The organism is Flavobacterium sp. SP2 (assembly GCF_057626655.1).
Genome location: NZ_JBVHBT010000003.1, coordinates 139,059 through 161,789, shown reverse-complemented (window position 1 = coordinate 161,789; position 22,731 = coordinate 139,059). Strand labels below are relative to the sequence as shown.

22 protein-coding genes and 1 tRNA gene are annotated in these 22,731 nt (G+C 32.6%); 13 read left to right on the top strand and 10 right to left on the bottom strand.

All coding sequences use genetic code 11. The features are described 5' to 3' along the window. Positions 1–409 precede the first annotated feature (409 nt). From ACZ098_RS08630 to ACZ098_RS08620, 3 genes are all read left to right on the top strand, one after another. Positions 410–892, top strand: a complete 483-nt coding sequence (locus ACZ098_RS08630) for a glycosyl-4,4'-diaponeurosporenoate acyltransferase CrtO family protein (RefSeq protein WP_487311354.1) — start codon at positions 410–412, stop codon at positions 890–892. A gap of 129 nt (positions 893–1,021) precedes the next feature. After that, the gene (locus ACZ098_RS08625; RefSeq protein ID WP_487311353.1) at positions 1,022–1,219 is read left to right on the top strand and encodes a hypothetical protein; all 198 of its coding nucleotides are present in this window, start codon (positions 1,022–1,024) and stop codon (positions 1,217–1,219) included. 66 nt (positions 1,220–1,285) lie between these two features. After that, a complete protein-coding gene (locus ACZ098_RS08620; protein WP_487311352.1) occupies positions 1,286–1,852 on the top strand; it encodes a hypothetical protein in 567 nt (188 codons plus the stop codon). Between the two features lie 367 nt (positions 1,853–2,219). Here ACZ098_RS08620 and ACZ098_RS08615 read toward each other — a convergent pair. Then, a tRNA-Ala gene (locus ACZ098_RS08615) sits at positions 2,220–2,293 on the bottom strand. 106 nt (positions 2,294–2,399) lie between these two features. Here ACZ098_RS08615 and ACZ098_RS08610 point away from each other — a divergent pair. The 3 genes from ACZ098_RS08610 (at position 2,400) to ACZ098_RS08600 (ending at position 4,717) form a co-directional block, all read left to right on the top strand. Further along, a complete protein-coding gene (locus ACZ098_RS08610; protein ID WP_487311351.1) occupies positions 2,400–3,167 on the top strand; it encodes an enoyl-CoA hydratase/isomerase family protein in 768 nt (255 codons plus the stop codon). Between the two features lie 27 nt (positions 3,168–3,194). Beyond that, positions 3,195–3,644 (top strand): 6-pyruvoyl trahydropterin synthase family protein, encoded by a 450-nt coding sequence (locus ACZ098_RS08605; RefSeq protein ID WP_487311350.1) that lies wholly within the window; start codon positions 3,195–3,197, stop codon positions 3,642–3,644. A gap of 308 nt (positions 3,645–3,952) precedes the next feature. Then, a complete protein-coding gene (locus tag ACZ098_RS08600; protein WP_487311349.1) occupies positions 3,953–4,717 on the top strand; it encodes a UDP-2,3-diacylglucosamine diphosphatase in 765 nt (254 codons plus the stop codon). A 3-nt stretch (positions 4,718–4,720) separates the two neighbouring features. Here ACZ098_RS08600 and ACZ098_RS08595 read toward each other — a convergent pair whose 3' ends face one another. The 6 genes from ACZ098_RS08595 to ACZ098_RS08570 all read right to left on the bottom strand — a co-directional run bounded on the left by ACZ098_RS08595 (position 4,721) and on the right by ACZ098_RS08570 (position 11,691). Further along, complete coding sequence (locus ACZ098_RS08595) at positions 4,721–6,502, bottom strand: alpha-amylase family glycosyl hydrolase (protein WP_487311348.1); 1,782 nt, start codon at positions 6,500–6,502, stop codon at positions 4,721–4,723. 159 nt (positions 6,503–6,661) lie between these two features. Further along, on the bottom strand, positions 6,662–7,930 hold the full coding sequence (locus ACZ098_RS08590; RefSeq protein WP_487311347.1) for an MFS transporter: 1,269 nt from the start codon (positions 7,928–7,930) through the stop codon (positions 6,662–6,664). 3 nt (positions 7,931–7,933) lie between these two features. Then, on the bottom strand, positions 7,934–9,625 hold the full coding sequence (recJ, locus tag ACZ098_RS08585) for a single-stranded-DNA-specific exonuclease RecJ (protein ID WP_487311346.1): 1,692 nt from the start codon (positions 9,623–9,625) through the stop codon (positions 7,934–7,936). Between the two features lie 71 nt (positions 9,626–9,696). Next, positions 9,697–10,047, bottom strand: coding sequence for a HopJ type III effector protein (locus tag ACZ098_RS08580; RefSeq protein ID WP_487311345.1), 351 nt, complete (start codon positions 10,045–10,047; stop codon positions 9,697–9,699). Further along, positions 10,037–10,741 (bottom strand): 16S rRNA (cytidine(1402)-2'-O)-methyltransferase, encoded by a 705-nt coding sequence (gene rsmI, locus ACZ098_RS08575; RefSeq protein ID WP_487311344.1) that lies wholly within the window; start codon positions 10,739–10,741, stop codon positions 10,037–10,039. Before rsmI ends, ACZ098_RS08580 begins: the two co-directional genes overlap by 11 nt. Then, positions 10,741–11,691, bottom strand: a complete 951-nt coding sequence (locus tag ACZ098_RS08570; RefSeq protein ID WP_487311343.1) for a hypothetical protein — start codon at positions 11,689–11,691, stop codon at positions 10,741–10,743. The genes rsmI and ACZ098_RS08570 overlap by 1 nt, the downstream gene beginning before the upstream one ends. A gap of 203 nt (positions 11,692–11,894) precedes the next feature. Between ACZ098_RS08570 and ACZ098_RS08565 the strand changes: the two genes are divergently transcribed. From ACZ098_RS08565 to ACZ098_RS08540, 6 genes are all read left to right on the top strand, one after another. After that, complete coding sequence (locus ACZ098_RS08565; RefSeq protein WP_487311342.1) at positions 11,895–12,521, top strand: thymidine kinase; 627 nt, start codon at positions 11,895–11,897, stop codon at positions 12,519–12,521. 61 nt (positions 12,522–12,582) lie between these two features. Beyond that, complete coding sequence (locus tag ACZ098_RS08560; RefSeq protein WP_487311341.1) at positions 12,583–12,843, top strand: DUF6364 family protein; 261 nt, start codon at positions 12,583–12,585, stop codon at positions 12,841–12,843. Next, positions 12,840–13,250 carry a type II toxin-antitoxin system VapC family toxin gene (locus ACZ098_RS08555; protein ID WP_487311340.1) on the top strand — a complete coding sequence of 137 codons (411 nt, stop codon included), beginning with the start codon at positions 12,840–12,842 and terminating at the stop codon, positions 13,248–13,250. The genes ACZ098_RS08560 and ACZ098_RS08555 overlap by 4 nt, the downstream gene beginning before the upstream one ends. Positions 13,251–13,260: 10 nt before the next feature. Further along, on the top strand, positions 13,261–15,732 hold the full coding sequence (locus tag ACZ098_RS08550; RefSeq protein ID WP_487311339.1) for a bifunctional UDP-N-acetylmuramoyl-tripeptide:D-alanyl-D-alanine ligase/alanine racemase: 2,472 nt from the start codon (positions 13,261–13,263) through the stop codon (positions 15,730–15,732). A gap of 78 nt (positions 15,733–15,810) precedes the next feature. Next, entirely contained in the window at positions 15,811–16,188 is a 378-nt protein-coding gene (gene mscL, locus ACZ098_RS08545; protein ID WP_487311338.1) for a large conductance mechanosensitive channel protein MscL, read from the top strand. Between the two features lie 162 nt (positions 16,189–16,350). After that, complete coding sequence (locus ACZ098_RS08540; protein WP_487311337.1) at positions 16,351–17,340, top strand: aspartate-semialdehyde dehydrogenase; 990 nt, start codon at positions 16,351–16,353, stop codon at positions 17,338–17,340. 53 nt (positions 17,341–17,393) lie between these two features. Here ACZ098_RS08540 and ACZ098_RS08535 read toward each other — a convergent pair whose 3' ends face one another. The 3 genes from ACZ098_RS08535 to ACZ098_RS08525 form a co-directional block, all read right to left on the bottom strand. Continuing rightward, a complete protein-coding gene (locus ACZ098_RS08535) occupies positions 17,394–18,062 on the bottom strand; it encodes a response regulator (RefSeq protein ID WP_487311336.1) in 669 nt (222 codons plus the stop codon). Positions 18,063–18,066: 4 nt separating this feature from the next. Further along, positions 18,067–20,109, bottom strand: a complete 2,043-nt coding sequence (locus ACZ098_RS08530; protein ID WP_487311335.1) for a tetratricopeptide repeat-containing sensor histidine kinase — start codon at positions 20,107–20,109, stop codon at positions 18,067–18,069. Between the two features lie 694 nt (positions 20,110–20,803). Then, positions 20,804–21,796 (bottom strand): LytR/AlgR family response regulator transcription factor, encoded by a 993-nt coding sequence (locus ACZ098_RS08525; RefSeq protein WP_487311334.1) that lies wholly within the window; start codon positions 21,794–21,796, stop codon positions 20,804–20,806. Between the two features lie 598 nt (positions 21,797–22,394). Here ACZ098_RS08525 and ACZ098_RS08520 point away from each other — a divergent pair. Further along, a complete protein-coding gene (locus tag ACZ098_RS08520) occupies positions 22,395–22,712 on the top strand; it encodes an ArsR/SmtB family transcription factor (RefSeq protein WP_487311333.1) in 318 nt (105 codons plus the stop codon). Positions 22,713–22,731 lie beyond the last annotated feature (19 nt).

Genomic DNA, 22,731 nt, shown 5'->3' with positions numbered 1-22,731 from the left:
TTATTTATATGGCAAAGACAATTTACACTTAATAACTTTTATCTTTAGCTCAATATCTGGATACACTCTTTTTTTATTATTTGTTTGCACACCAATAGATACTGTATTATATTAAGGAAGTTTTAAAAAAGGAATGGCTCTATTTATTCCATCAATAATAGTATTACTACTCAGCCATACAAAAAAATTTAAAAGAGTTCACATAGAATCGAAAGCTCAGAATTATGAAAACTTAAAAAAGCGATTAGGAATATAAATACTATGCTAACATCGGTTTCACGAAATGGAATGGCACTAAATTATTAAAGTCGAAAGATTTTAATTTATAGTTTTAATTATATTTGTGTAAGCATAATCTTAATTTTATAGTAGCTCCTGAATCAGTTATACTTTAAGCAACTTTACAAAAATGCTACAAATTCAATACATTTTATCATCAATTTCCATAGTATTTACGTCTATGGTTATAGGAATAGCAATTAATGAATTAATTAAGAAAAGAAAATTTTATAAAAACATCTCCAATATAGAACTTATCAAAAGTAGATTAGTTTATCAAATAATTGGAATATCAATTATAAAATGGCTAGTAACTAAAACATTTTGGAGAAAAATCAACCCAAAACTAATCTTAAAGAAAAAGATTGGATTAACAGAATTAAGAAACTTAAGCACAGAAATGACTTATGCTGAGATAAGTCATTTAATTGGTTTTATTCTCGTAATTTTATTTTCTGTAACTTCAATAATTTACGCAGAAATTGAATTCGGAATTATATTAATGATCACAAATGTTATTTTCAATTTATATCCAGCTTTATTGCAACAAAAAAATAAAAGAAAAATTAATGATATAATAAAAACTATAATTAACAGTGATTTAGCTAAATAACAAAAGCTAAATTTAAAATTTTAGATATAAGTACTTTATCTTTGTTTAATACATTCTTTATAATTAAATAGCATACCTAAAAACCAATAAAAGATCATAGTAGTAATCACCTCAACCAAAAAACACAACATGGAAAATAAGTCAAAGAAAAACGTTTCAATTTTTATGATTTTAGGCGGATTAGTAGTTTTAGGCAATTATGCACTTAAACTGGATAACGATAAGCACTATAACAACAACCTCATCATCATAATTTGTGCTGCTATTTTTACACTACTTGGAATAGTATCTCTGATAAACACAAATAAAAAATCTCAAATAAAGTAAGTTCATAAGCTAATAAACCTTTTGAAATAGTGATTTCTGCAAACGGCAAAGCACAATTGTTTAAATATGAATCATACCAAGACAATTCAATACCTGATTTTGGTTATAATTGGAATCCTATTAAGTTATCAATTTCTTCCTATAGGAAATTATTGTGTTGGAATAGCTTCGTTTTTTAAATTTCTATTTTTAGGCCTAATTTTTATAATTACGTTTGTTGTAATTATCTTAATAAATTTAAACCTCAAAATTAAACACAAGCAAAAGTTTGATTTTATTCCAAGTATAATTTTTATTTTTTTCTCTGCAACCGTTTTCTGCTTAATTCAAAATGATTATGAAAAGTTTTGGACTAAAACGATTTTAACCGGAAAAATAGAGCATAATGATATACCTAAAGTTGGAACTTTAAAATTATTTGAAAATGGAACTTTTGAAGTAAGAATACGCTTTGTAGATTTTAGTTGCATTTATAATGGAAATTATATAATTCAAGAAGATTTGGTGAAATTAGAGCATGAGAATTTAGAAAATGAAACCGAAAATTACTTCACAACAGAATACAAAATTTACTCAAAAGAAAATAGAATGAAACCATTGAAAAAAGAGTTTGAAGAAATAGTTATCGAGTAAACTACAACACCAAAATTACATTTTATAATCTAAAAAAACTACATCTCTGCAAGGCTTACAATTGTTAGTAGAGAATACAGGATTCGAACCCAACATTTAATTAATTTTTTATAAAAATTTAAAAGGAAGTAGAAAACACTAGTTTCGAGACCAGCATTTAATTATTCTTAAGTAAAATTTAGAAGGAAAGAAAACGCCGGAGTCGAACCCAACATTTAATTAATTTTTTATTAAAATTTAAAAGGAAGTACAAAACACCAGTTTCGAGACCAGCATTTAATTATTCTTAAGTAAAATTTAGAAGGAAAGAAAACGCCGGATTCGAACCCAACATTTAATTAATTTTTTATAAAAATTTAAATAACAGTGGAGAATACCGGATTCGAACCGGTCACCTCTTGCCTGCCAGGCAAGCGCTCTAGCCAAATGAGCTAATCCCCCAAAAATCTTCGCCAAATATACTATTTTTTATGCTCCAAAAACATTTTCCAAAAACAAAATCTCTAAGTTTTCCAAATAGTAGTATTTTTACATAAAATTACACATTATGTCTATAAACAATTCGCAAGGCTTTGTTCATACCACTATTCAAAACACTATTGCTACCATAACATTTTCACATCCAGCAAGCAACTCATTCCCAAGCTATCTTCTAGAAAATCTAGTTATTGAACTTAATAAGGCAAGTGAAAACAAAACCGTAAATATCGTAGTGCTCCAAAGTGAAGGAACAGGTGCATTTTGTGCCGGTGCATCATTTGACGAATTACTTCCAATTGATAATCTAGAAGAGGGAAAAAAATTCTTCTCAGGTTTTGCCAATGTAATCAATGCCATGCGGAAATGTTCCAAAATCATTATCGGACGCATTCATGGAAAAGCCGTTGGTGGTGGTGTCGGACTCGCTTCTGCTTGCGACTACGCCATGGCAACAACACAAAGTGCTATAAAATTATCAGAAATCGCAATCGGAATCGGACCATTTGTAATCGAACCAGCCGTTTCTAGAAAAATAGGAACAACCGCTTTCACCGAAATGACCTTAACTCCAACCGAATGGAAATCGGCATCTTGGGCAAAAGAAAAAGGCTTGTACGCACACGTTTTTGAAAGCCACGAAGAACTAAATTTGGCTGTACAAGCCACAGCGCAACAACTAGCCACATACAGTCCTGAAGCGCTAGCCGAAATGAAAAAAGTATTTTGGCAAAACACCGAAAACTGGAATACCTTACTTTACGAAAGAGCCGCAATTTCGGGTACATTAGTCTTATCCGATTTTACCAAAAACGCACTCAACCAATTCAAAAAGTAACTAACTTTGCACTCAAAACAAATCGAAATGAGCAAAATCAGAATTACCAAACAATTTAGTTTCGAAACCGGCCATGCACTTTACGGCTATGACGGAAAATGTAAAAACGTTCACGGTCACAGCTACAAACTTTCAGTAACCGTAATCGGAACGCCAATTTTGGATAACACCAACGTAAAATTCGGAATGGTAATCGACTTCACCGATTTAAAAACTATTGTAAAAGAAGAAATCGTAGACAACTTCGATCATGCCACAGTGTTCAATAAAAACACACCGCATGTTGAGTTGGCCAACGAACTTTCTTCTCGCGGTCACCACGTAATTCTGGTAGATTACCAACCAACTAGCGAAAACATGGTTATCGATTTTGCTAAAAAAATAAAAGACCGCTTACCTCACGGAATCGAACTCCACTCTTTGAAACTTCAAGAAACTGAAAGTTCATTCGCCGAATGGTTTGCTTCGGATAATTAGAAGCAATTGGCTTGCGCATTATCAACAATGGCAATTCCGGCTTTACACTCCAATCTTTTTTTTAGATTGATAGATAATAGACGAATAGATAATAGATAATAGACGAATAGATAATAGGTAATGGATAATAGATGAATAAACAATAGATGAATAGATAATAGACGAATAGATAATAGAATCTATTATGCAAAGAGGTATCAATTGTCTATTCATCTATTATCTATTCATCTATTATCTATTCATCTATTATCTTTTAGTCTTTCCATTTCCTCTTTTCATCTCTTAAAAAAAATCACTATTTTTGCCCCATGCAATTACCCAACAATAAAAAAGTCTATTTCGCATCCGACCAACATTTTGGAGCTCCAACTCCAGAAGCTAGTTTTCCTCGCGAAAAAAAGTTTGTAGCTTGGCTAGACGAAGTAAAAAAAGATGCCGAAGCCATTTTTCTTTTGGGTGATTTATTCGATTTTTGGTTCGAGTATAAAACCGTAGTTCCAAAAGGATTTGTTCGTGTTCTTGGGAAACTTGCAGAAATTCGCGATAGCGGCATTCCGATATATTTCTTCGTAGGCAACCACGATTTATGGATGAACGATTATTTCCAAAAGGAATTGAACATTCCGGTTTATCATGACAATGCCGAGTTTACATTTGGAAACAAAACGTTCTTAATTGGACATGGCGACGGAAAAGGTCCAGGTGATAAAGGCTACAAACGCATGAAAAAAGTCTTTACCAATCCGTTTTCTAAATGGATCTTTCGATGGTTGCATCCCGATTTGGGCGTACAACTGGCGCAATATCTTTCAGTTAAAAACAAATTGATTTCTGGCGATGCCGATGTAAAATTCCTTGGTGAAGAAAACGAATGGCTGGTTCAATATTCCAAACGAAAACTAGAAAGTAAGCACTACAATTACTTAATTTTTGGACACCGACATTTACCTATGATTCTTCAAGTTGGAGAAAATGCAAACTATGTGAATTTAGGTGATTGGATTGGGTATTTCACTTATGGTGTTTTTGATGGCGATACCTTTGAATTGAAGACCTATCACACAAAAGCTTAAAATTTATTTAGCTACAAATACCAGTAGTCCATATTCATATATACTTAAACTACTTTTTAAATTTTCAAATCTTATAGTAACCTCACGATTTTTATTTTCATCATCAAATGTATCAGAATCAGAGTTAAGCACTAGTTCCCAATTAGCTTTAAATGGAAATTCAATTTCATAATCGGTATACGCTCTATTTGATAAATTCATTACTATAAAAACGCTGTCACTCGGACCGCCATTTTCAAATCTGTGATAAGCAATAACTTTCGATTCATTGTTTAAATGTTTAATTTCAACATTCTGAGACTGCAATCCATTTGAAAATCCGTTACCATTTCTGCGAAGTACGATTAACTCTTTAAAGAAATTTACAAACTTTCCGTATTTAGCAACATTATCCCAGTTAATTGGCGTTGTATCGTTAAAAAAACCATCTTCCAATAATTCCTGACCTTGAAAAATCATCGGAATTCCGGGAGAAGTAAGTACAAGTGCCGCGCCAAGTTGTGCTCTTTTTTTAGAATAATAGTTATTCACTTCGTCAACCGCAATTTCTTCAGCAATTCTAGCTTGACCATTGGCTACTTCATCGTGTGATTCTGTATAAATTATGCGACTAAAAGCGTCTTCATCATATTTTTTAACCATTGCATTTTCTAAAGAAAATAAATCTCTATCATCATCATTCGCTGTGGTTAAAAGAGCTCTAACTGGATGCACAAAAGCAGCACACCATTGACTTGAATACCCGAAACCATCTTCAGAAACGTTGGTAATTATTTCGTCTTTTGAATGCAAATCCTCTGCTATAATTAACTTGTTATGAAAGTTATTTTTAATATCTTGATTAATGATTTGAAGTAAGGATTTTCCATCTTGCAAATCGTTTTCTGGATTTCCATCAGCATTTACATTTCTGATATACGGAATCATATCCATTCGTAGACCATCACATTTAAACTCATTTAGCCACATCATTGCATTGTCGTAAATGTAACTTCTCACTTCATTTCGTCCGTAATCTGGACGTGTTTCGCCCCAAGGTGTTTTGGCCTTCCAATCATTATAAAAATAAATTCCGCCATTATCGTTTTCATGCCATCCATCAAACTGCCAAATATCCATATCTGAGGGTCCAAAATGATTATAAACAACATCCAAAACAACACCAATGTTACGTTTGTGCGCTTCTTTAACCAAATTTTTAAAACCATCTGGTCCGCCATAAGTACTCTCAACTGCAAAAGGATGCGCCGGATTGTAACCCCACGAAAAATCACCAGGAAATTCAGCAATTGGCATCACTTCTATTACGTTGACTCCTAAATCAACAAGATAATCTAGCTTCTCCACAGCAGAATAAAAATCGCCCAAATTTTGATTTTCTTTCTTATTAAAAGTTCCAATGTGCAATTCATAAATTACAAGTTTATTGAAACTTTCTAATTCGAAATGGTCAAAACCTTCCCAATCAAATTCGTCTTTATAAATTACGCTGTTTCCTATGCTATTAGTAACTTTTCTTGCGTAAGGATCATTTTTTTGTAAAAATTCGCCAGATTGTGTTTTAATAACAAATTTATACTCAGCGTTATCTTTAATATTATCAGAAATAATTCCCCAATTTCCTTCACCAATATCCGCTAATGGCAAACTCGTAGCATCCCAATTATTGAAATCACCAATTAAAAATACGGCAGTAGCATTTGGAGCCCAAACTTTAAAAATTGCGCTATTATTATCTAGTAATGTTACACCCATTGGTGCATTTTGAAAAATTTCGTCTGTCATCGCTAAAAGAAATTAGTTTTAAATCAACAAGAAAAAACTCAAATAAATCCAAAGTGGACTATTTAAAGCAAAACTAATAGACAGAATGCAGAAAAAGTTATATAATAACGGTGTATGGTTACAAAATGTTAAGATTCTAAAAATGTAAACAACTAATTGTTACTCACCATTTTCCAATGCTTCAACATCTTTTTGTAAATCGAGTTTTCTAAAATTGGGCAACGCAATTGCGGTTGTTGTCACCGTTACTAATGTCATAATTCCGCCAAAAACTACGGCATTTACTACGCCCATCAATTTGGCTGTTGCGCCACTCTCAAATGCGCCAAGCTCGTTAGACGAACCTACAAATATTGAATTTACCGAGGAAACGCGACCGCGCATATTGTCGGGCGTATGGATTTGCAAAATCGTATTTCGAATGACCACCGAAACGCCATCGACGATTCCGCTTAAAAATAACGCCATCACTGACACCCAAAAAATAGTTGATAATCCGAAGACAATCATGCAAATTCCGAACAGAAAAATAGCCGATAAAAGTTTGATTCCAGCATTTTTATTTAAAGAAACATAAGCCGACAAAATCATGGTAATTACTGCGCCAACGGCAGGTGCGGCTCTTAAAATCCCGAATCCTTCTGAACCAACTTTTAAAATATCTTGCGCAAAAATTGGTAATAACGCTACTGCGCCACCAAATAAAACGGCAAACATATCTAAAGAAAGTGAACCCAATATGGTTTTGTTTTTGAAAACAAATTTCACACCTTCTTTCAAACTCTGCATTACCGGTTCGCCAATTTTCGGATTCAGAATTGGTTTTTTAGAAATTTGTGAAAGCGTTAATAAAGCAAAAACCGAAAATGCAAAAACCAAACACATCGACCAATGTACGCCGATCAAACTGATTGAAAATCCGGCTAATGCTGGTCCAAACATCGATCCCATTTGCCAAACCGAACTACTCCAAGTAGAAGCATTAGGATAGATTTTCTTAGGAACAATGAGTGATAAAAGCGAAAAAACTGTTGGTCCAATAAACGAGCGAACCAATCCGCCAAGAAAAACCAAGGCGTAAACGATATATAGAATTCCGTTGACCGAAAAACTACTTTGTATGGAAGGTAAAGTGACTAAAAACAAACCCAAACTAACTACCGAAAACCCAAAAATACATTTGATGAGCAGGCTTTTCTTTTCGCTTTGATCGACAATATGACCTGCAAATAATGCCATCGAAACTGCTGGAATAATTTCCATTAAACCAATAATTCCAAGTGACAGCGGATTTTTCGTTAGACTATACACTTCCCATTCAATAATTACAAACTGCATTGACCATGCAAAAACCATTGCAAAACGCATGATTAAAAACAGGTTAAACTCTTTATACCGCAACGCTGCGTAAGGATCTTTTTCTTTCATTTTTTAATTTTTCAAATCTTTCAGTCGTAACTGAATACTTGTTGTACCGTTGTACTCATTTTCATCAATACAATAAACAGCTTCAAAAGGTTTCTGATTCTGTACTAATTCTAATTTGTTTCCGAGTCCAAAACCTATGGCGCCAAAACCTTCAGAACCATTTTGCTTGACAAATAATTTCAAGTGTTCGTCATTTTTGCCTAAAGGCTTCGCATAGCCAGTATCTTTTATATTGTTGGACCTAAAAGTCGGCGTCATATTTTGCGGACCAAAAGGTTCAAACTGATTTAGTAATCGTACAAATTTAGGATTAATATCGGTAAAATTTAATTCGGCATCAATTGAAATTTCTGGAATCAGTAAATCGGGATGAATGGTTTCCGAGACTACTTTTTCGAAAGCATTCTTGAAATTCTGATAATTTTCTTCTTTCAAAGTCATTCCTGCTGCGTACATATGTCCGCCAAATTGCTCCAAATGTTCGGCACAAGCTTCCAAGGCATTGTACACATCAAAATCTTTTACCGATCTAGCCGATGCAGCTAGCTTATCGCCACTTTTAGTAAAAACTAAAGTTGGTCGGTAATAGGTTTCAATCAATCTTGACGCAACAATTCCGATAACGCCTTTATGCCAATTTTCTTGATACACAACAGTTGAGAATCGATCTTTCTCATTATTTTGTATTATTTGCGATAGCGCTTCGATGGTGATTTGCTTGTCTAAATCTTTTCGGTCGGAATTGTGTTGTTCAATTTCGGAGGCAAATTGTTCGGCTTGTTCGAGGTTGTATTCTGTTAATAAAGCAACCGCTTCGATGCCGTGTTTTATTCTTCCTGCAGCGTTTATTCTTGGTGCTATTATAAAAACTACGTCAGTTATGGTGAGCACTTTTTTCTTGACATTTTGGATGAGCGCTTTGATTCCAGGTCTTGGATTGTTATTTATTACTTCCAAACCGAATTTGGCTAGAACCCTATTTTCGCCAGTCATTGGAACAATGTCTGCTGCAATTGCTGTGGCAACCAAATCGAGATAAATTAGTAAATCGTTCAAGGTTTGATTTCTATTTGCTGCTAGCGCTTGTATGAGTTTGAAGCCAATTCCGCAGCCGCAAAGTTCATCGTAAGGATAAGAACAATCGTCGCGTTTTGGATCTAAAATAGCAATTGCATCAGGCAAATTGGTTCCTGGACGATGGTGATCGCAAATTATAAAATCAATGTTTCTTTCGTTTGCGTAGGCGATATGAGCAATGGATTTTATACCACAATCTAAGGCAACTATTAATGAAATTCCGTTATCGTCGGCATAGTCAATTCCTTTGAAGGAGATTCCGTAACCTTCATCGTATCGGTCTGGAATGTACGTTGCAACATTTGGATAATAGCTTTTTAAATAAGACGAAACTAATGAAACGGCGGTTGTTCCATCGACATCATAATCTCCAAAAACTAAGATGTTTTCGTGATTTTCGATTGCTTTTTCAATTCTGGAAACGGCTTTGTCCATATCTTTCATCAGATACGGATCGTGTAAATCGTTTAAACTTGGACGGAAAAATGTTTTGGCTTGGTCGTAATTTTCAACGCCACGCTGAAGGAGTAAGGTGGCAATGGTTTCGTCAACGTTGAGTTGGTTCTGTAATTTTTGAATTTTTTCTTTTTCTGGCTTCGATTGTAATGTCCAACGCATAGGATATTAGATTTTAGATTATAAGTTTTGGCGTGTATAATTACAAATGTAATAAATTGAATTGAAAGTTTTTACTTCAATTCCAAAGCTTCACCATCAAACGTAACCCCATCCCAACCAAAAACCATAAAATTTCTAATATTCTGATGATCATTTCCCTCAGGATTTTTTAAAACATCATCAAAATAGTAGCTTCCGAAAAGAGCTAACGTTTCATCTTTTTCTAAATGATTTAGTTTTGCGAAAGCAAATATTTTACAAGAACCATTATTTTCTGCAGCAACATTCAACTGATTTCCGTTTTTAAATGCGGTTGGCGTGAAAGTAAAATTGGTATCGATGTATTCGATGGTTTCTGCAAAACCAATTGAGGTAGGATTTTCTTTTACTCTAGTAATAAATTCTGAACTTTTATTCGTCATTGTCTTTTCGTTTTTCTTTAACTGCTATTTTTCCAGCAACTACAACCACAATTTCGCCTTTGGCAGGTTTCGCTTCGTAATATTTTAAGACTTCATCTGCCGTTCCACGTGTGGTTTCTTCGTGCAATTTAGACAATTCTCTAGAAACCGAAACTTGCCTGTCAGCACCAAAATACTGAGCAAATTCGGCTAAAGTTTTATTCAGTTTGTGTGGCGAAACGTAGAAAATCATGGTGCGATATTCGTCAGCCAAAGCTAGAAATCTAGTTTGTCTTCCCTTTTTATCTGGTAGAAATCCTTCAAAAACAAATTTATCATTAGGCAATCCGCTGTTTACTAAAGCCGGAACGAATGCCGTTGCACCAGGCAAACATTCTACAGGAATTTTATGTTCTACACAAGCACGCGTCAGTAAAAATCCTGGATCTGAAATTGCTGGCGTTCCAGCGTCTGAAATTAAAGCAATAGTTTCTCCAGCTTGCAATCGCTTAATAATATTTTCAACCGTTTTATGCTCGTTGTGCATGTGGTGGCTGTGCATGTGTGTTGAAATCTCAAAATGTTTGAGCAATTTCGAACTTGTGCGTGTGTCTTCAGCAAGGATTAAATCGGCTTCTTTTAGGACTTTTATTGCTCTAAAAGTCATGTCTTCCAGGTTACCAATTGGTGTAGGAACGATATATAATTTTGACATTACACGAATTTTTTGGCAACAATTTCCATAAATCGTTCTTCGTATTCTTCTTTACCTTTCCACTCATTATAATCTGGTTTTACCATGTCTTCAATAAACTCATGAGCTTCTTGCAACGTATTGAAAGTATTTAATTGCGAAATTACACGGTTATAATCTTCGGTACTGTCGGCGAAAAGATTTTTTACAAATCCAATTCGGTCGTTTAACCCAATATTGATTCCTATGGCCAATTTTTCGTTTAATGAAACTGGTTTAGGTTGTTCAACCACCTCTTTTTTCTCTTCTTCTGTTTTCTTAGGGATAGAAGTCACAATATCGTTAGGTTTCACAAAAACTGGCTCGCTGTAATTTTGACCTAATAAATCTTCAAATGAAATCTGTTTTGGTTCTTGCTTTTTAGATTCAGGTTGTTCTTCGACCTTTTCTTCTATGCTATCCGATGCTACTTCAAATATTGGTGCAAAATCCAAATCGTCTTTAGCATCAACAACCGGAATTTCATCCTCTTCATCATCTTCTAATTCAATGGCTCCTACAATTACAGGAGCATCGTTTTCTTCTTCTGTATCTTCCGAAACTTCTTCTATACTTTCTTCCGAAACCACTTCGGCTTCCTCTTCGGTCGTAATTTCTTCGATTTGCGCCTCTAATTTTTCTTCAGCTACTTGTTCAGTCTTAGCTTCCACGGCTATTTCTTCTTGAACTTCTTGTTGTTCCGGTTGTTCTATTGGCTTTTCGACAAAAGAATTCTCGATTTTTTCTTCCAATTCTTCCGAGGAAACTACTGATTTTAATTGCTCAAAATTGTCGTTATAAAACTTCAAAACCGATAACGTTTCGTATAATTTCTGAGTTTCATGATACAATTGATCGACTTCCGATTTGTTTTTTAATTTTAAAATTCGGTGTGCAATGCTGATTAATTCAGATTCTAATCTTTTCTTCATAACTTTTGAAATTATAGTGGGTAGCTTGTCTTATTTTTATGCTAAATTTTTTCTTTAAGTTTAATCTTTGCCTAAGGAAAGAAAGAACCTTTGATAAATATTTTCTACATTTGAAACGACGTAAATGTATAAAATATTTATGTCGGTTTGTTTTCAATACAAAGTAATTAAATTAATTACTTTTAATGGTTTAAAAATACAAAATGTTTCTCGAAAATACGGTAAATCATAAAGAACAATTTGGCTGGATCGAAGTTATTTGCGGATCGATGTTTTCTGGCAAAACAGAAGAACTAATTCGTAGATTGAAAAGAGCTCAATTTGCAAAACAGAAAGTAGAAATTTTCAAACCGTCTGTTGATACTCGATACGATGAGGAAATGGTAGTGTCTCATAATAAGAATGAAATTCGTTCAACTCCAGTTCCTGCAGCAGCAAATATTAGAATTTTAGCTCAAGGTTGCGAAGTTGTAGGCATTGACGAAGCACAGTTTTTTGACGATGAAATTATTAGTGTTTGTAATGACTTGGCTAATTCTGGAATAAGAGTTATTGTGGCCGGATTGGATATGGATTTTAAAGGCAATCCATTTGGCCCAATGCCCGGACTTATGGCTACTGCCGAGTATGTTACCAAAGTTCATGCGGTTTGTACTCGAACGGGGAATTTGGCCAATTACAGTTTCAGAAAAAACGATAACGACAAGCTGGTAATGTTGGGTGAAACCGAAGAATACGAACCTTTGAGTCGCGCTGCATATTATAACGCCATGCGAGAAAACATAATGGTTAAAGACGTTGAAAATGTTTCTGAGAAAAATAAGAAGTAACATCTACACTCTGTACGGAAACTTTTTGTAATTTTGTACGTATAACTATAAATTACTGTTTATGGATACCAAACTCACCTTAAAATTAGATAAAGACATTATTGAAAAGGCTAAAATTTATGCTGCAAAACAAAAGATTAGCGTATCATCAATTGTTGAAACTTATTTAGATGCAATAACATCATCTGAAAAAAATAAGGAAGCCATCGAAGTCTCTGATTTTGTGAAAAGTTTATCTTTAGAACATGGTTCAATTGCTGCCGATTTTGATTATAAAAAAGACCGTCAGGATTATCTAGTTGAAAAATACAACTCTTTATGAAAATTTTTTTAGACACGAATGTGGTTATTGATTTAATCATCAAAAGAGAACCGTATTATATAGAAATAGCTGAAATCACAACCCGTTCTGAAAAAAATAAAATAAAATTATTTACCTCTTCGTTGTCTTTTGTCAATACATTTTACGTTGCATCGAAGGTAAATCCTAAAGAACTAGTGCTAGAAACATTAAGAAAATTTAGAATTATTTGCAATATTTCTATAATTGATGAATTTAATGTTGATAAGAGTCTCATTTCTGATTTCTTAGATTTTGAAGATGCAGTTCAATACAACAGTGCTTTGCATCATAACTGTGATTTCATAATTACTAGAGATAAAAATGGATTTAAAAATTCGAAAATTACCGTAATGACTCCGACTGAGTTCTTAGCTTCACAACTTTAAATCATTCCTCTTGACACTTTCCATAAGAAAAATAATTCCTATAATTAAAGCCGAATTTATCGGTAAAAACGATATTGCTTTAATCGATTTGGTTTCCATTGATAGTAGGTCGTTGAACAATGGTTCGGGAACCTTATTTTTCTCAATAGTTGGTCCAAATAACGACGGGCACAAATTTATTTTAGAATTAATTAAAAAAGGAGTTACCCATTTTGTAGTACAACACATTCCTAAAAATTTAGAGCATCAGGCCAATTTTTTGGTTGTTACCAATACAGTTGATGCCTTGCAAAAACTAGCTTCGTATCATCGCAATAATTTTGATTTCCCCATCATTGGTATTACTGGTAGTAACGGTAAAACGATAGTTAAAGAATGGCTTCATTTCTTATTGAGTCCCGATTTTAATATTGTTCGAAGTCCAAAAAGTTACAATTCTCAAGTTGGCGTACCGCTTTCGGTATTGGCAATTAACGAAAAAAATAATCTTGGATTGTTTGAAGCTGGCATTTCTACAATTAATGAAATGGAACAACTTCAAAAAATTATCCAACCTACAATAGGCGTCCTTACCAATATTGGAACAGCGCATGACGAAGGTTTTAATGATGTTTCGGAGAAAATTAAAGAAAAATTAAAGCTTTTCACCTCGGTATCGGTTTTAATACTGAACAAAAACAAAACCATAGAAGTTTTTATCAATCCCAAAATTAAAACCTTCACTTGGAGCTCCAACGATAAAAAAGCAGATGTGTTTATTATTGCTAACGAAAAGAGCGATAAAACAGAACTCAAAATCACTTTTAAGGAAATTTGCTTCAAAATAACAATCCCTTTTCAAGATCAAGCATCGATAGAAAATGCAATTCAATGCTTGATGGTTTTGCTTCACTTAAAATACGACGAAACCACCATTCAAGAACGAATGCAATTGCTTTTTCCGGTAGAAATGCGATTGAAAGTTAAGAATGGACTTAATAATACTACGCTAATCGACGATAGCTACAGTTCTGACTATCAATCGTTAAAAATTGCTTTAGATTTTCTTGAAAGTCAAAAACAATACAAAAAGAAAACCTTAATAGTATCTGATATTTTTCAAAGCGGATTAGTATTAGACGATTTATATTCGGCGGTATCACAGTTGATAATATCCAATAAAATCAACAGAGTTATTGTAATTGGAACTACCATTTCTAATTTTAAAAACAAGTTTCCCAACTGCATTGCATTTGAAACTACTGAAAAATTTATTGACAACTTAGATACCATTTCGTTTCAAAACGAAACTATATTGATAAAAGGCGCGCGCCATTTTCATTTTGAAGAAATTGTTGCTGCACTCGAGGAGAAAACCCACGAAACTGTTTTAGAAATTAATCTAAATGCTATTAGTCATAACCTAAACTTTTTTAAATCGAAGTTACAACAAGATTTAGAAACTAATGAACCAGGCAAACCAACCAAACTGATGGTTATGGTCAAAGCCTTTGGTTATGGTAATGGTGGTTTTGAAATCGCAAAGTTGTTAGAACACCATAAAGTAGATTACCTTGGAGTTGCTTTCGCCGACGAAGGAATTGCCTTAAAAAGCGCAGGAATTACACTTCCAATTATGGTGATGAATCCTGAAAGCACCAGTTTTTCGGCAATTATTACGCACGAATTAGAACCCGAAATATACTCGATAAAAGGATTAAATGCTTTTTTAAAGATTGCCGAAACTAAGAAGCTGAAGCATTTCCCCATCCATATAAAATTGGATACCGGAATGCACCGCTTGGGTTTTCAAGAAGCCGATTTGAATGAACTTATTGCGAAACTTAAAAATAACACAACCGTTTCGGTAAAAAGTATATTGTCGCATTTGGCTACAGCCGATGATTTAAACCAACAGGAATTTGCATTTTCGCAAATAGAATTGTTTGAAGAATTATCGACGAAATTAATTGCAGCGTTGAACATAAATCCGATAAGACACATCTTGAATACTTCTGGAATTTCTAATTTTCCACAAGCACAATACGATATGGTTCGACTGGGAATAGGACTTTATGGAATTTCAAATGATGATGAAGAGCAGAAATATCTTGAAAATGTAGGCACTTTAAAATCAATAATTTCACAAATTCGCACCATTGAAGCTGGCGAAAGTGTAGGTTATGGACGACGATTTATGGCTACTAAAACTACTAAAATAGCCACAATTCCTATAGGATATGCCGACGGAATTTCGCGCCAACTAGGAAATGGAATTGGACATGTGATGATTAAGAATAAAAAAGCGCCAATTGTAGGAAGCGTTTGCATGGATATGTTGATGGTTGACGTTTCTGAAATTGATTGTAAAGAAGGTAATGAAGTAATTGTTTTTGGGAAAAATCCGACGGTAAATGAAATTGCAAAGCTTTTACACACAATACCTTATGAAATTTTGACTGGAATATCACAACGGGTAAAAAGAATTTTTTATCGGGAATAGAATTATTATTGAAAAATGAGTGATATGTTAAAATTTTAACTATTTTTGAGTATCTAAACATTTAAAACATTAAAAATTATGGGAATGATTTCTGAATTCAAACAATTCATTGCTAAAGGAAACGCAATGGATTTAGCAGTTGGAGTTATTATTGGAGCTGCATTTGGTAAAATTGTTACTTCGTTGGTAGAAGATGTAATTACGCCAGCATTATTAAATCCTGCTCTAAAAGCTGCAAAAGTTGAAGATTTAGCAAGTTTAAAAACTGATGGTGGAATTTTGTACGGTAAATTTCTTGCTGCTGTAATAGGATTTATTGTAATTGCCTTTGTAATTTTCCTATTGGTAAAAGCAATTAATGGTATGAAAAAGAAAGAAGAGCCTGCACCTACTGCACCAGCTGGACCAACACAAGAAGAATTACTAATTCAGATTAGAGATTTATTGAAAAAATAATTTCCGCTACATTATATATTCTAACTAAACCACTTATTAATTTAAGTGGTTTTTCTTTTTTTAATTTCGTTTAATTGCTGTTTAATTTTATAAATTTTATGTTCAAATCGAATTTCTAACTACTTTTGTATCTCAAGAAAATTAATTTATAAAAAAATAAGTATGAAAGTTGCTGTTGTTGGTGCAACCGGTATGGTTGGTGAAGTAATGCTTCAAGTTTTGGCTGAACGAAATTTTCCGGTTACGGAATTAATTCCTGTTGCATCAGAGAAATCTGTTGGAAAAGAAATTGAGTTTAAAGGAAAGAAGTTTAAGGTTGTTGGATTACAAACCGCTGTCGACTTGAAAGCTGATATTGCACTTTTTTCTGCTGGTGGTGAAACCTCTTTAGAATGGGCGCCAAAGTTTGCAGCAGCCGGCACAACTGTAATTGATAATTCCTCAGCATGGAGAATGGATCATTCTAAAAAATTAATTGTTCCTGAAATCAATGCTTCTGAACTTACTAAAGAAGATAAAATTATTGCCAATCCAAACTGTTCTACCATTCAAATGGTAATGGTGTTGGCACCTTTGCATAAAAAATACGACATTAAACGAATTATTGTTTCGACATATCAATCGATCACTGGAACTGGTGTAAAAGCAGTAAAACAGCTTGAAAATGAATATGCCGGAATTCAAGACGAAATGGCTTACAAATACCAAATTCACCGTAATGCTATTCCACAATGTGATAGTTTTGAAGAAAATGGATATACAAAAGAGGAAATGAAACTGGTTCGTGAAACTCAAAAAATCCTAAACGACAAAACTATTGCCGTAACAGCAACAGCAATCCGCGTTCCTATTGTAGGCGGACATAGCGAAGCGGTAAACGTTGAATTTGAAACTGACTTTGATGTAAACGAGGTTAGAAACATTTTGCATCATACAGATGGTGTCGTGGTTCAAGACAACACCGATACATTTACCTATCCTATGCCTCTTTTTGCAGAAGGTAAAGACGATGTTTTTGTAGGTCGAATTCGCCGTGACGAAAGTCAGCCTAACACGTTAAACATGTGGATTGTTGCAGATAATTTGAGAAAAGGCGCTGCTACAAATACGATTCAAATTGCAGAATATCTTGTGGCAAATAAATTAGTATAACTCCCTATAAATTTAAAAAAGCGATTGAAATAGTGTTTTCAATCGCTTTTTTATTATAATAACATTCCTTTATCTTTTGCTGCTTTTATAAAGTCGGCATCCGAACTTTCGGTCATGCCTAGTTGTTCTTTCATTCTTTCTTTACGCGCTCTTACATTGCTAGAAGAAATGGTGATATAGAGCGGAATATCTTCAGAGTCGATTCCTTTATTTATATAATGTAAAATTTGTTTGTCAATTACATCAACATAGATTTTTTCTTGCTGTAATTGATTTAAAAAAGTAATCACGGCTTCGCTATAATATTTTTCACCTTTTAAAATTGTACCTAACGCTAAAATCATTTGATCAAAAGTCAAGTCGTTTTTTATTACTAATCCTAAAGGGTTTATTTGCTCAATAATGCTTTCAACCTTTAAACTTTCGGAATGCATTGTTAACATCACAATTTTGCATTCGGGCATTTTTTCGATAATAATTTTGGCTAAATCTTCTCCTGTATGAATGTTTTTTTCTTCATACGTTGGCATACTAATATCTAAAAAGGCTATATCAAAATTTATTTCTGAATTGATAATTGTTTCGTAACCCGATTTACAATCTATCGCTTCGGTGTAGGTAAAGCTGATTTTTTTATTAGGAAACAAGTTGATTACATTTTTATATCCTTGAATAATAAAAGGATGGTCATCAACTATAAGCACATTAATAACTTGGGACATTATTTTATGTTTTTAAATTTTTACTTTCAAGTGGAACGGTAATATTGATTAAAGTACCTTTATTTTTTCCGGTAACAATTTCAATTGTACCAAGACTTTCATGTACTCGTTCTATAATATTATTTAGGCCTATACCTTTGCTCTTTACAGCTTCATCAAAACCAATTCCATCGTCAAATATAGTTAGATTTAGATTCCCTTTAACGTCTTTCTTAAAAGTTACTCTAACCGTTTTTGCTTTTGCATATTTGTTAGTGTTTTGAAACGACTCTTGAATAATTCTATATAAATTGATTTTGGTGGTATTGGATAATAAATCCCAATCAATCGAATCGTCAATATTGGTTTCAAATTTAGATTTACTAACCGCAATTTGTTGATCGAACAAGCGGTTAAGAATGGCAATAAAATTGTGAATTAGCATTTTCTTTTCTCTGCTCAACTCATGAGAAATTTCTCTAAGATCTTGTTCAATTAATTTTAATTCATTCAAATAATTCTCTCGTTCTTCATTGACAAGACTATCATTTCGATGACTCAACCCATCAAGATTTAATCGCAATCCAAACAATCGTCCAAGAATACCGTCGTGTATTTCTTTGGCAATTCGGGTTTTTTCTAATAACTTTCCTTCTTCGACTTTATCTTGTTGTGAAATTATTAAACGATAAATATCCTCGTTAGCTTTTTGCTGCGCTTGTTCAAGAATTAAATACCTGTTTTTAGCACGTTGGCTTCTCATGTACATTAGAAAGCCAAAAATAATTAAAGATCCGAAAAAATAATTGAGTATGGTGCGATTTTCCTCCGCTAAAAAACTGTTTTCTCTTTTTAATTCATCGGTTTCTAACTGAATTCTGGCAAACCGATCTTTGGAATTTCGTTCCACTATTTGAAGACTGTCGGAAATCCTGATATAATCTTTGGTATATGCAGCAGCGTTTTTACTGTCGACATTCGAAGCTTGCTTTAAAGCCAAAATTACATTGATTGGGATTTTAGAATTTCTTGCAATCTTTACTGCTTCGTTTGAAAATTTCATTGCCAATACAGCATTCTTCTTTTCGTTGTAATATTCAGAAAGATGAATATAACTACCAACAATAACGGTATAATTGTCTAGCTTCTTTCGAACTTCAAGTGCATCAAAAAAAAGTTTAGGCAAACCTCTATCGTCCTTTATTTGGAATCGACAATAGGCTAAATTATCAATCAAACTTGAATATAACTCAGGATCATCGTTTAGTATCGTCTTGTCTTTGAGTCCAAGTTCAAAATATTCACTTGCTTTTTTGTAATTTTTTTGTTTAATGTATAAGTAACCTAAATTATTGTAACACACCGCTTCCTGATGTTCTTCACTTTGTAAATTAAATTCTTTAACAACTGCCAAAGCTTGTAAATGATAATCGGCTGCTCTTTCATATTCTTTCAATTCGTTACAAACTAAACCCAATTGATTTAAAGTTCCGTATAATTTATTTTTATCTTCCGAATCTTTAAAAATGTAATAGGCTTTGGTTAAAGAAAGTTCAGCGCCTAAGTATTCATTAATAATATGTTGAACTATTCCTTTATTAAGTAAAATTATAGCTAAATTTATTTTATCATTTCTCTTAGAATAAATTTTTTCAGCCTTTAAATAATAATAAAATGAACTATCATACACTTCAGTTCTCTTGAAATAATTGGCCTTATATCTATACGATTTTACAATATTAATTGAATCATTAGCTAAAATAGAATTTTTCAGCAAGAGTTTTGAAGATTCTTGAAAATTTGGCCAATCTTTTTTTTCATAATATCTAAAAACTATACTGAAGAGTGTATCCCTATTTTGAGAATTATTTTTGGAAAACTTAAGTAGTCTAAATCCATTTTTAATAGCTTTATCTTTTTCAAATTCTGAAATTGTATTACTGTTCGCGTAACGCATGTATTCTAATATACTATCAGTAGATGATTTAGCAGATATTTCAACTTCCTTATTTTTGGAACAACTGAAAAGTATAATTATAATTGAAAATATTAAAGTAGTTTTTTTCAATGAAATAGTAAGTTTTTTTTCAAAAATACTAAAAATAATACCAAAAAAAAACTATCAATAAAAATTGATAGTTTTTGTAGATATAAGATCTTTAATTATTATTCACCTTGTGTATTTCTTCCACCAATTTCTGAATAAACTTCACCTTGGGTATTTCTTCCACCAATTTCTGAGTAAACTTCACCTTGAGTATTTCTTCCACCAATTTCTGAGTAAACTTCACCTTGAGTATTTCTTCCTCCTATCTCAGAATAAATTTCTCCTTGAGTGTTTCTTCCTCAATTGGTCACTACGCTTCCGTTTCCTCCAATTTCATTTGGAGATGTAAATGATGTTAAAGAAACCATCATTAAGAATAATCCGAAAATTGCAATTGATTTTTTCATAATTTCTAAAATTTTATTTAGTAGGGTTTAATATCCATTTTAAAAGCCATGTTTTTTGGGGCTTTCTACGTTGTAAAATTACTAGAAGAAGAAAGGTCAATTGATACCGTTTTAGGTGTATATGGTAGAATGACGTAGTTTGATAGTGAATGAACCTCAAATTTGGGTAAATGATAGTTTTTCACAAAACAATAGTAATTTTTAGCAAAATCAAACTCAAATACTTGATTTTCAATTATTTAAATAAAAATAATTGTGAAAACAATCATAAATAAGACCTCTAAAAATCGATAAGAAATAGATTACTATTAGATTTCCAAGTAATTTCCCGATGCAATTGTGGCAATTATAGCATCTATGTTTTCCTTGTAAGATTTAGAAAACGGCAGTTTAGTGGTGGTATTTTTAATATGGCAAACTGTATTTCCTGTATGAATTCTCGATACATAATCAATATTGACAATATAACTGTTGTGAATTCTAACAAATGGATACGACAGTACACCTTCAAAATGTTTCAGCGTTTTAAATGCCGTAATCATTTCACCAGTATTCAAATGTATGTCGGTAGAGTTGTTGTCGGCTTGGAGATAGCAAATGTCTTTTGCATCAATATAGCGGTAATCTCCATAGGATTTTACGCATATTATTAACGGTTTACTTGACGTATCATCAGTATGTAAAAACGAAACTTCTTTTGAACTTGCTGATTTATCTTCGGTACTACTAATTTCCTCTTCAAGCACTTCTTGCTGAACAGATTGATCAGTTTCTACAGCATTACTATTCGCAACTAACTCCTCATTGTCAACATCATCTACTTTATTTTCTAGGACTGAATTAGAATGATAATTTACTACTGTACTTGCATTCGATCCACTATTATGATCAATCGTTGTACTAAATTGGTTGTTAGCCGTTGGAGTTTCTTTATCCAATCGAAACAGCGATTTCCTAAGTTCTTTAGTTTCTAGCGGATGTATAAAATAATCGAAAACCCCATATTTAAATGCATTTAAACACAGCGTATCATTTTTTGTAGTAACAAATACTTTGGGAATAACGGTTAAATATCGGTGCATTTCATTAATTAACGCAAGCGAAAGATTAGAATCCTTATCCGAAGGATCAATTTCTAAAAAGACAATATCTGGATTGTATTCTAAAATGCAATCCAAGCCATCTTCATACGTAGTTGCCGACGCCAAATAATGCAGGTTTTGAAAACTTTCTGCGATTGCACGAGTTTTCAACCCATTATTATGGCTTTCATCGATAATTACGAATGTAAAATTCTTCAATTTGCCTTACTTGTTTAGAGGTAAAGCATTAGTTAATTGTGGTTAAGTTGAATAGCTTGGGACTATTGTTAAAGAAAGTAAAAGAGTCACCTTTTTTAACTGTACTAAAATAACCTATTTGAATCTGATTTTTAAAAAATGCATCTGCGAAACCAATACAATAACAACATTTTAGTTGAACGGAAAATTTAGTCGATGAAACACATTGCAAATAAGGTTATTTCCTACAATTTTGAACTTTTAAAAAATTTAAATCTCAAAATAATTTAAAATTACTATATTGCAATATAGAATACTAAAAAAACGCAGTAAAAGCCTGTTTATAAATAATTTAAGTAGAAAAATAAATTTTAACAGAATAAAATATTACTAATTTATTGGAATAAATAATTATCAAAATTATGGTAGATTGTTCTAATTTAAGAGCATTTGTAATACAAACTTTAAAAAAAGATTTAAGAATTTTCTATCAGGAATTAATCAAGGTATGAACTAGTATAAATTACATCATTAAAACTCAATTTATTGTTTTTTTGAGTTTAAAATTTCAAAAATCAAAAGAAAAAAATAGTAAAAATTAAAAACTATAAATAGCAATATGGGAATTACAAAAACATTTGGTTTCGCCTTTAAAATCAATGAAATGTCAGAAATTTTAAAAGCACTAGGAAATCCTGCAAGATTAAAAATAATTCAGTTTTTAATGGATTCGCCATCGTCCAATTGTGGCGACATGCAAATTGTGCTTCCGTTGGCACAATCTACTGTATCAAAACATCTTTCAGAACTTAAAAGAGTAAAGCTTATTCACGGCAAAATGAAAGGAAACAACATCTACTATTCCTTGAATCAAAAAACGTGGCAGAAAGTAAAAGATTTTGTGCTAACAGAAATTAATTTACCTAAAGAAGATTAATACAACAAAGAATTAAATG

What these genes read in the sequence shown, in the direction of transcription:
- ACZ098_RS08590 (WP_487311347.1), bottom strand. Translation starts at nt 7,930, where the DNA reads ATGAAAGAAAAAGATCCTTACGCAGCGTTGCGGTATAAAGAGTTTAAC.
- ACZ098_RS08520 (WP_487311333.1), top strand. Translation starts at nt 22,395, where the DNA reads ATGGGAATTACAAAAACATTTGGTTTCGCCTTTAAAATCAATGAAATG.
- ACZ098_RS08570 (WP_487311343.1), bottom strand. Translation starts at nt 11,691, where the DNA reads ATGAAGAAAAGATTAGAATCTGAATTAATCAGCATTGCACACCGAATT.
- ACZ098_RS08535 (WP_487311336.1), bottom strand. Translation starts at nt 18,062, where the DNA reads ATGTCCCAAGTTATTAATGTGCTTATAGTTGATGACCATCCTTTTATT.
- ACZ098_RS08565 (WP_487311342.1), top strand. Translation starts at nt 11,895, where the DNA reads ATGTTTCTCGAAAATACGGTAAATCATAAAGAACAATTTGGCTGGATC.
- ACZ098_RS08555 (WP_487311340.1), top strand. Translation starts at nt 12,840, where the DNA reads ATGAAAATTTTTTTAGACACGAATGTGGTTATTGATTTAATCATCAAA.
- ACZ098_RS08540 (WP_487311337.1), top strand. Translation starts at nt 16,351, where the DNA reads ATGAAAGTTGCTGTTGTTGGTGCAACCGGTATGGTTGGTGAAGTAATG.
- ACZ098_RS08580 (WP_487311345.1), bottom strand. Translation starts at nt 10,047, where the DNA reads ATGACGAATAAAAGTTCAGAATTTATTACTAGAGTAAAAGAAAATCCT.
- ACZ098_RS08625 (WP_487311353.1), top strand. Translation starts at nt 1,022, where the DNA reads ATGGAAAATAAGTCAAAGAAAAACGTTTCAATTTTTATGATTTTAGGC.
- ACZ098_RS08610 (WP_487311351.1), top strand. Translation starts at nt 2,400, where the DNA reads ATGTCTATAAACAATTCGCAAGGCTTTGTTCATACCACTATTCAAAAC.
- mscL (WP_487311338.1), top strand. Translation starts at nt 15,811, where the DNA reads ATGGGAATGATTTCTGAATTCAAACAATTCATTGCTAAAGGAAACGCA.
- ACZ098_RS08595 (WP_487311348.1), bottom strand. Translation starts at nt 6,502, where the DNA reads ATGACAGACGAAATTTTTCAAAATGCACCAATGGGTGTAACATTACTA.
- ACZ098_RS08605 (WP_487311350.1), top strand. Translation starts at nt 3,195, where the DNA reads ATGAGCAAAATCAGAATTACCAAACAATTTAGTTTCGAAACCGGCCAT.
- ACZ098_RS08600 (WP_487311349.1), top strand. Translation starts at nt 3,953, where the DNA reads ATGCAATTACCCAACAATAAAAAAGTCTATTTCGCATCCGACCAACAT.
- ACZ098_RS08620 (WP_487311352.1), top strand. Translation starts at nt 1,286, where the DNA reads ATGAATCATACCAAGACAATTCAATACCTGATTTTGGTTATAATTGGA.
- rsmI (WP_487311344.1), bottom strand. Translation starts at nt 10,741, where the DNA reads ATGTCAAAATTATATATCGTTCCTACACCAATTGGTAACCTGGAAGAC.
- ACZ098_RS08560 (WP_487311341.1), top strand. Translation starts at nt 12,583, where the DNA reads ATGGATACCAAACTCACCTTAAAATTAGATAAAGACATTATTGAAAAG.
- recJ (WP_487311346.1), bottom strand. Translation starts at nt 9,625, where the DNA reads ATGCGTTGGACATTACAATCGAAGCCAGAAAAAGAAAAAATTCAAAAA.
- ACZ098_RS08630 (WP_487311354.1), top strand. Translation starts at nt 410, where the DNA reads ATGCTACAAATTCAATACATTTTATCATCAATTTCCATAGTATTTACG.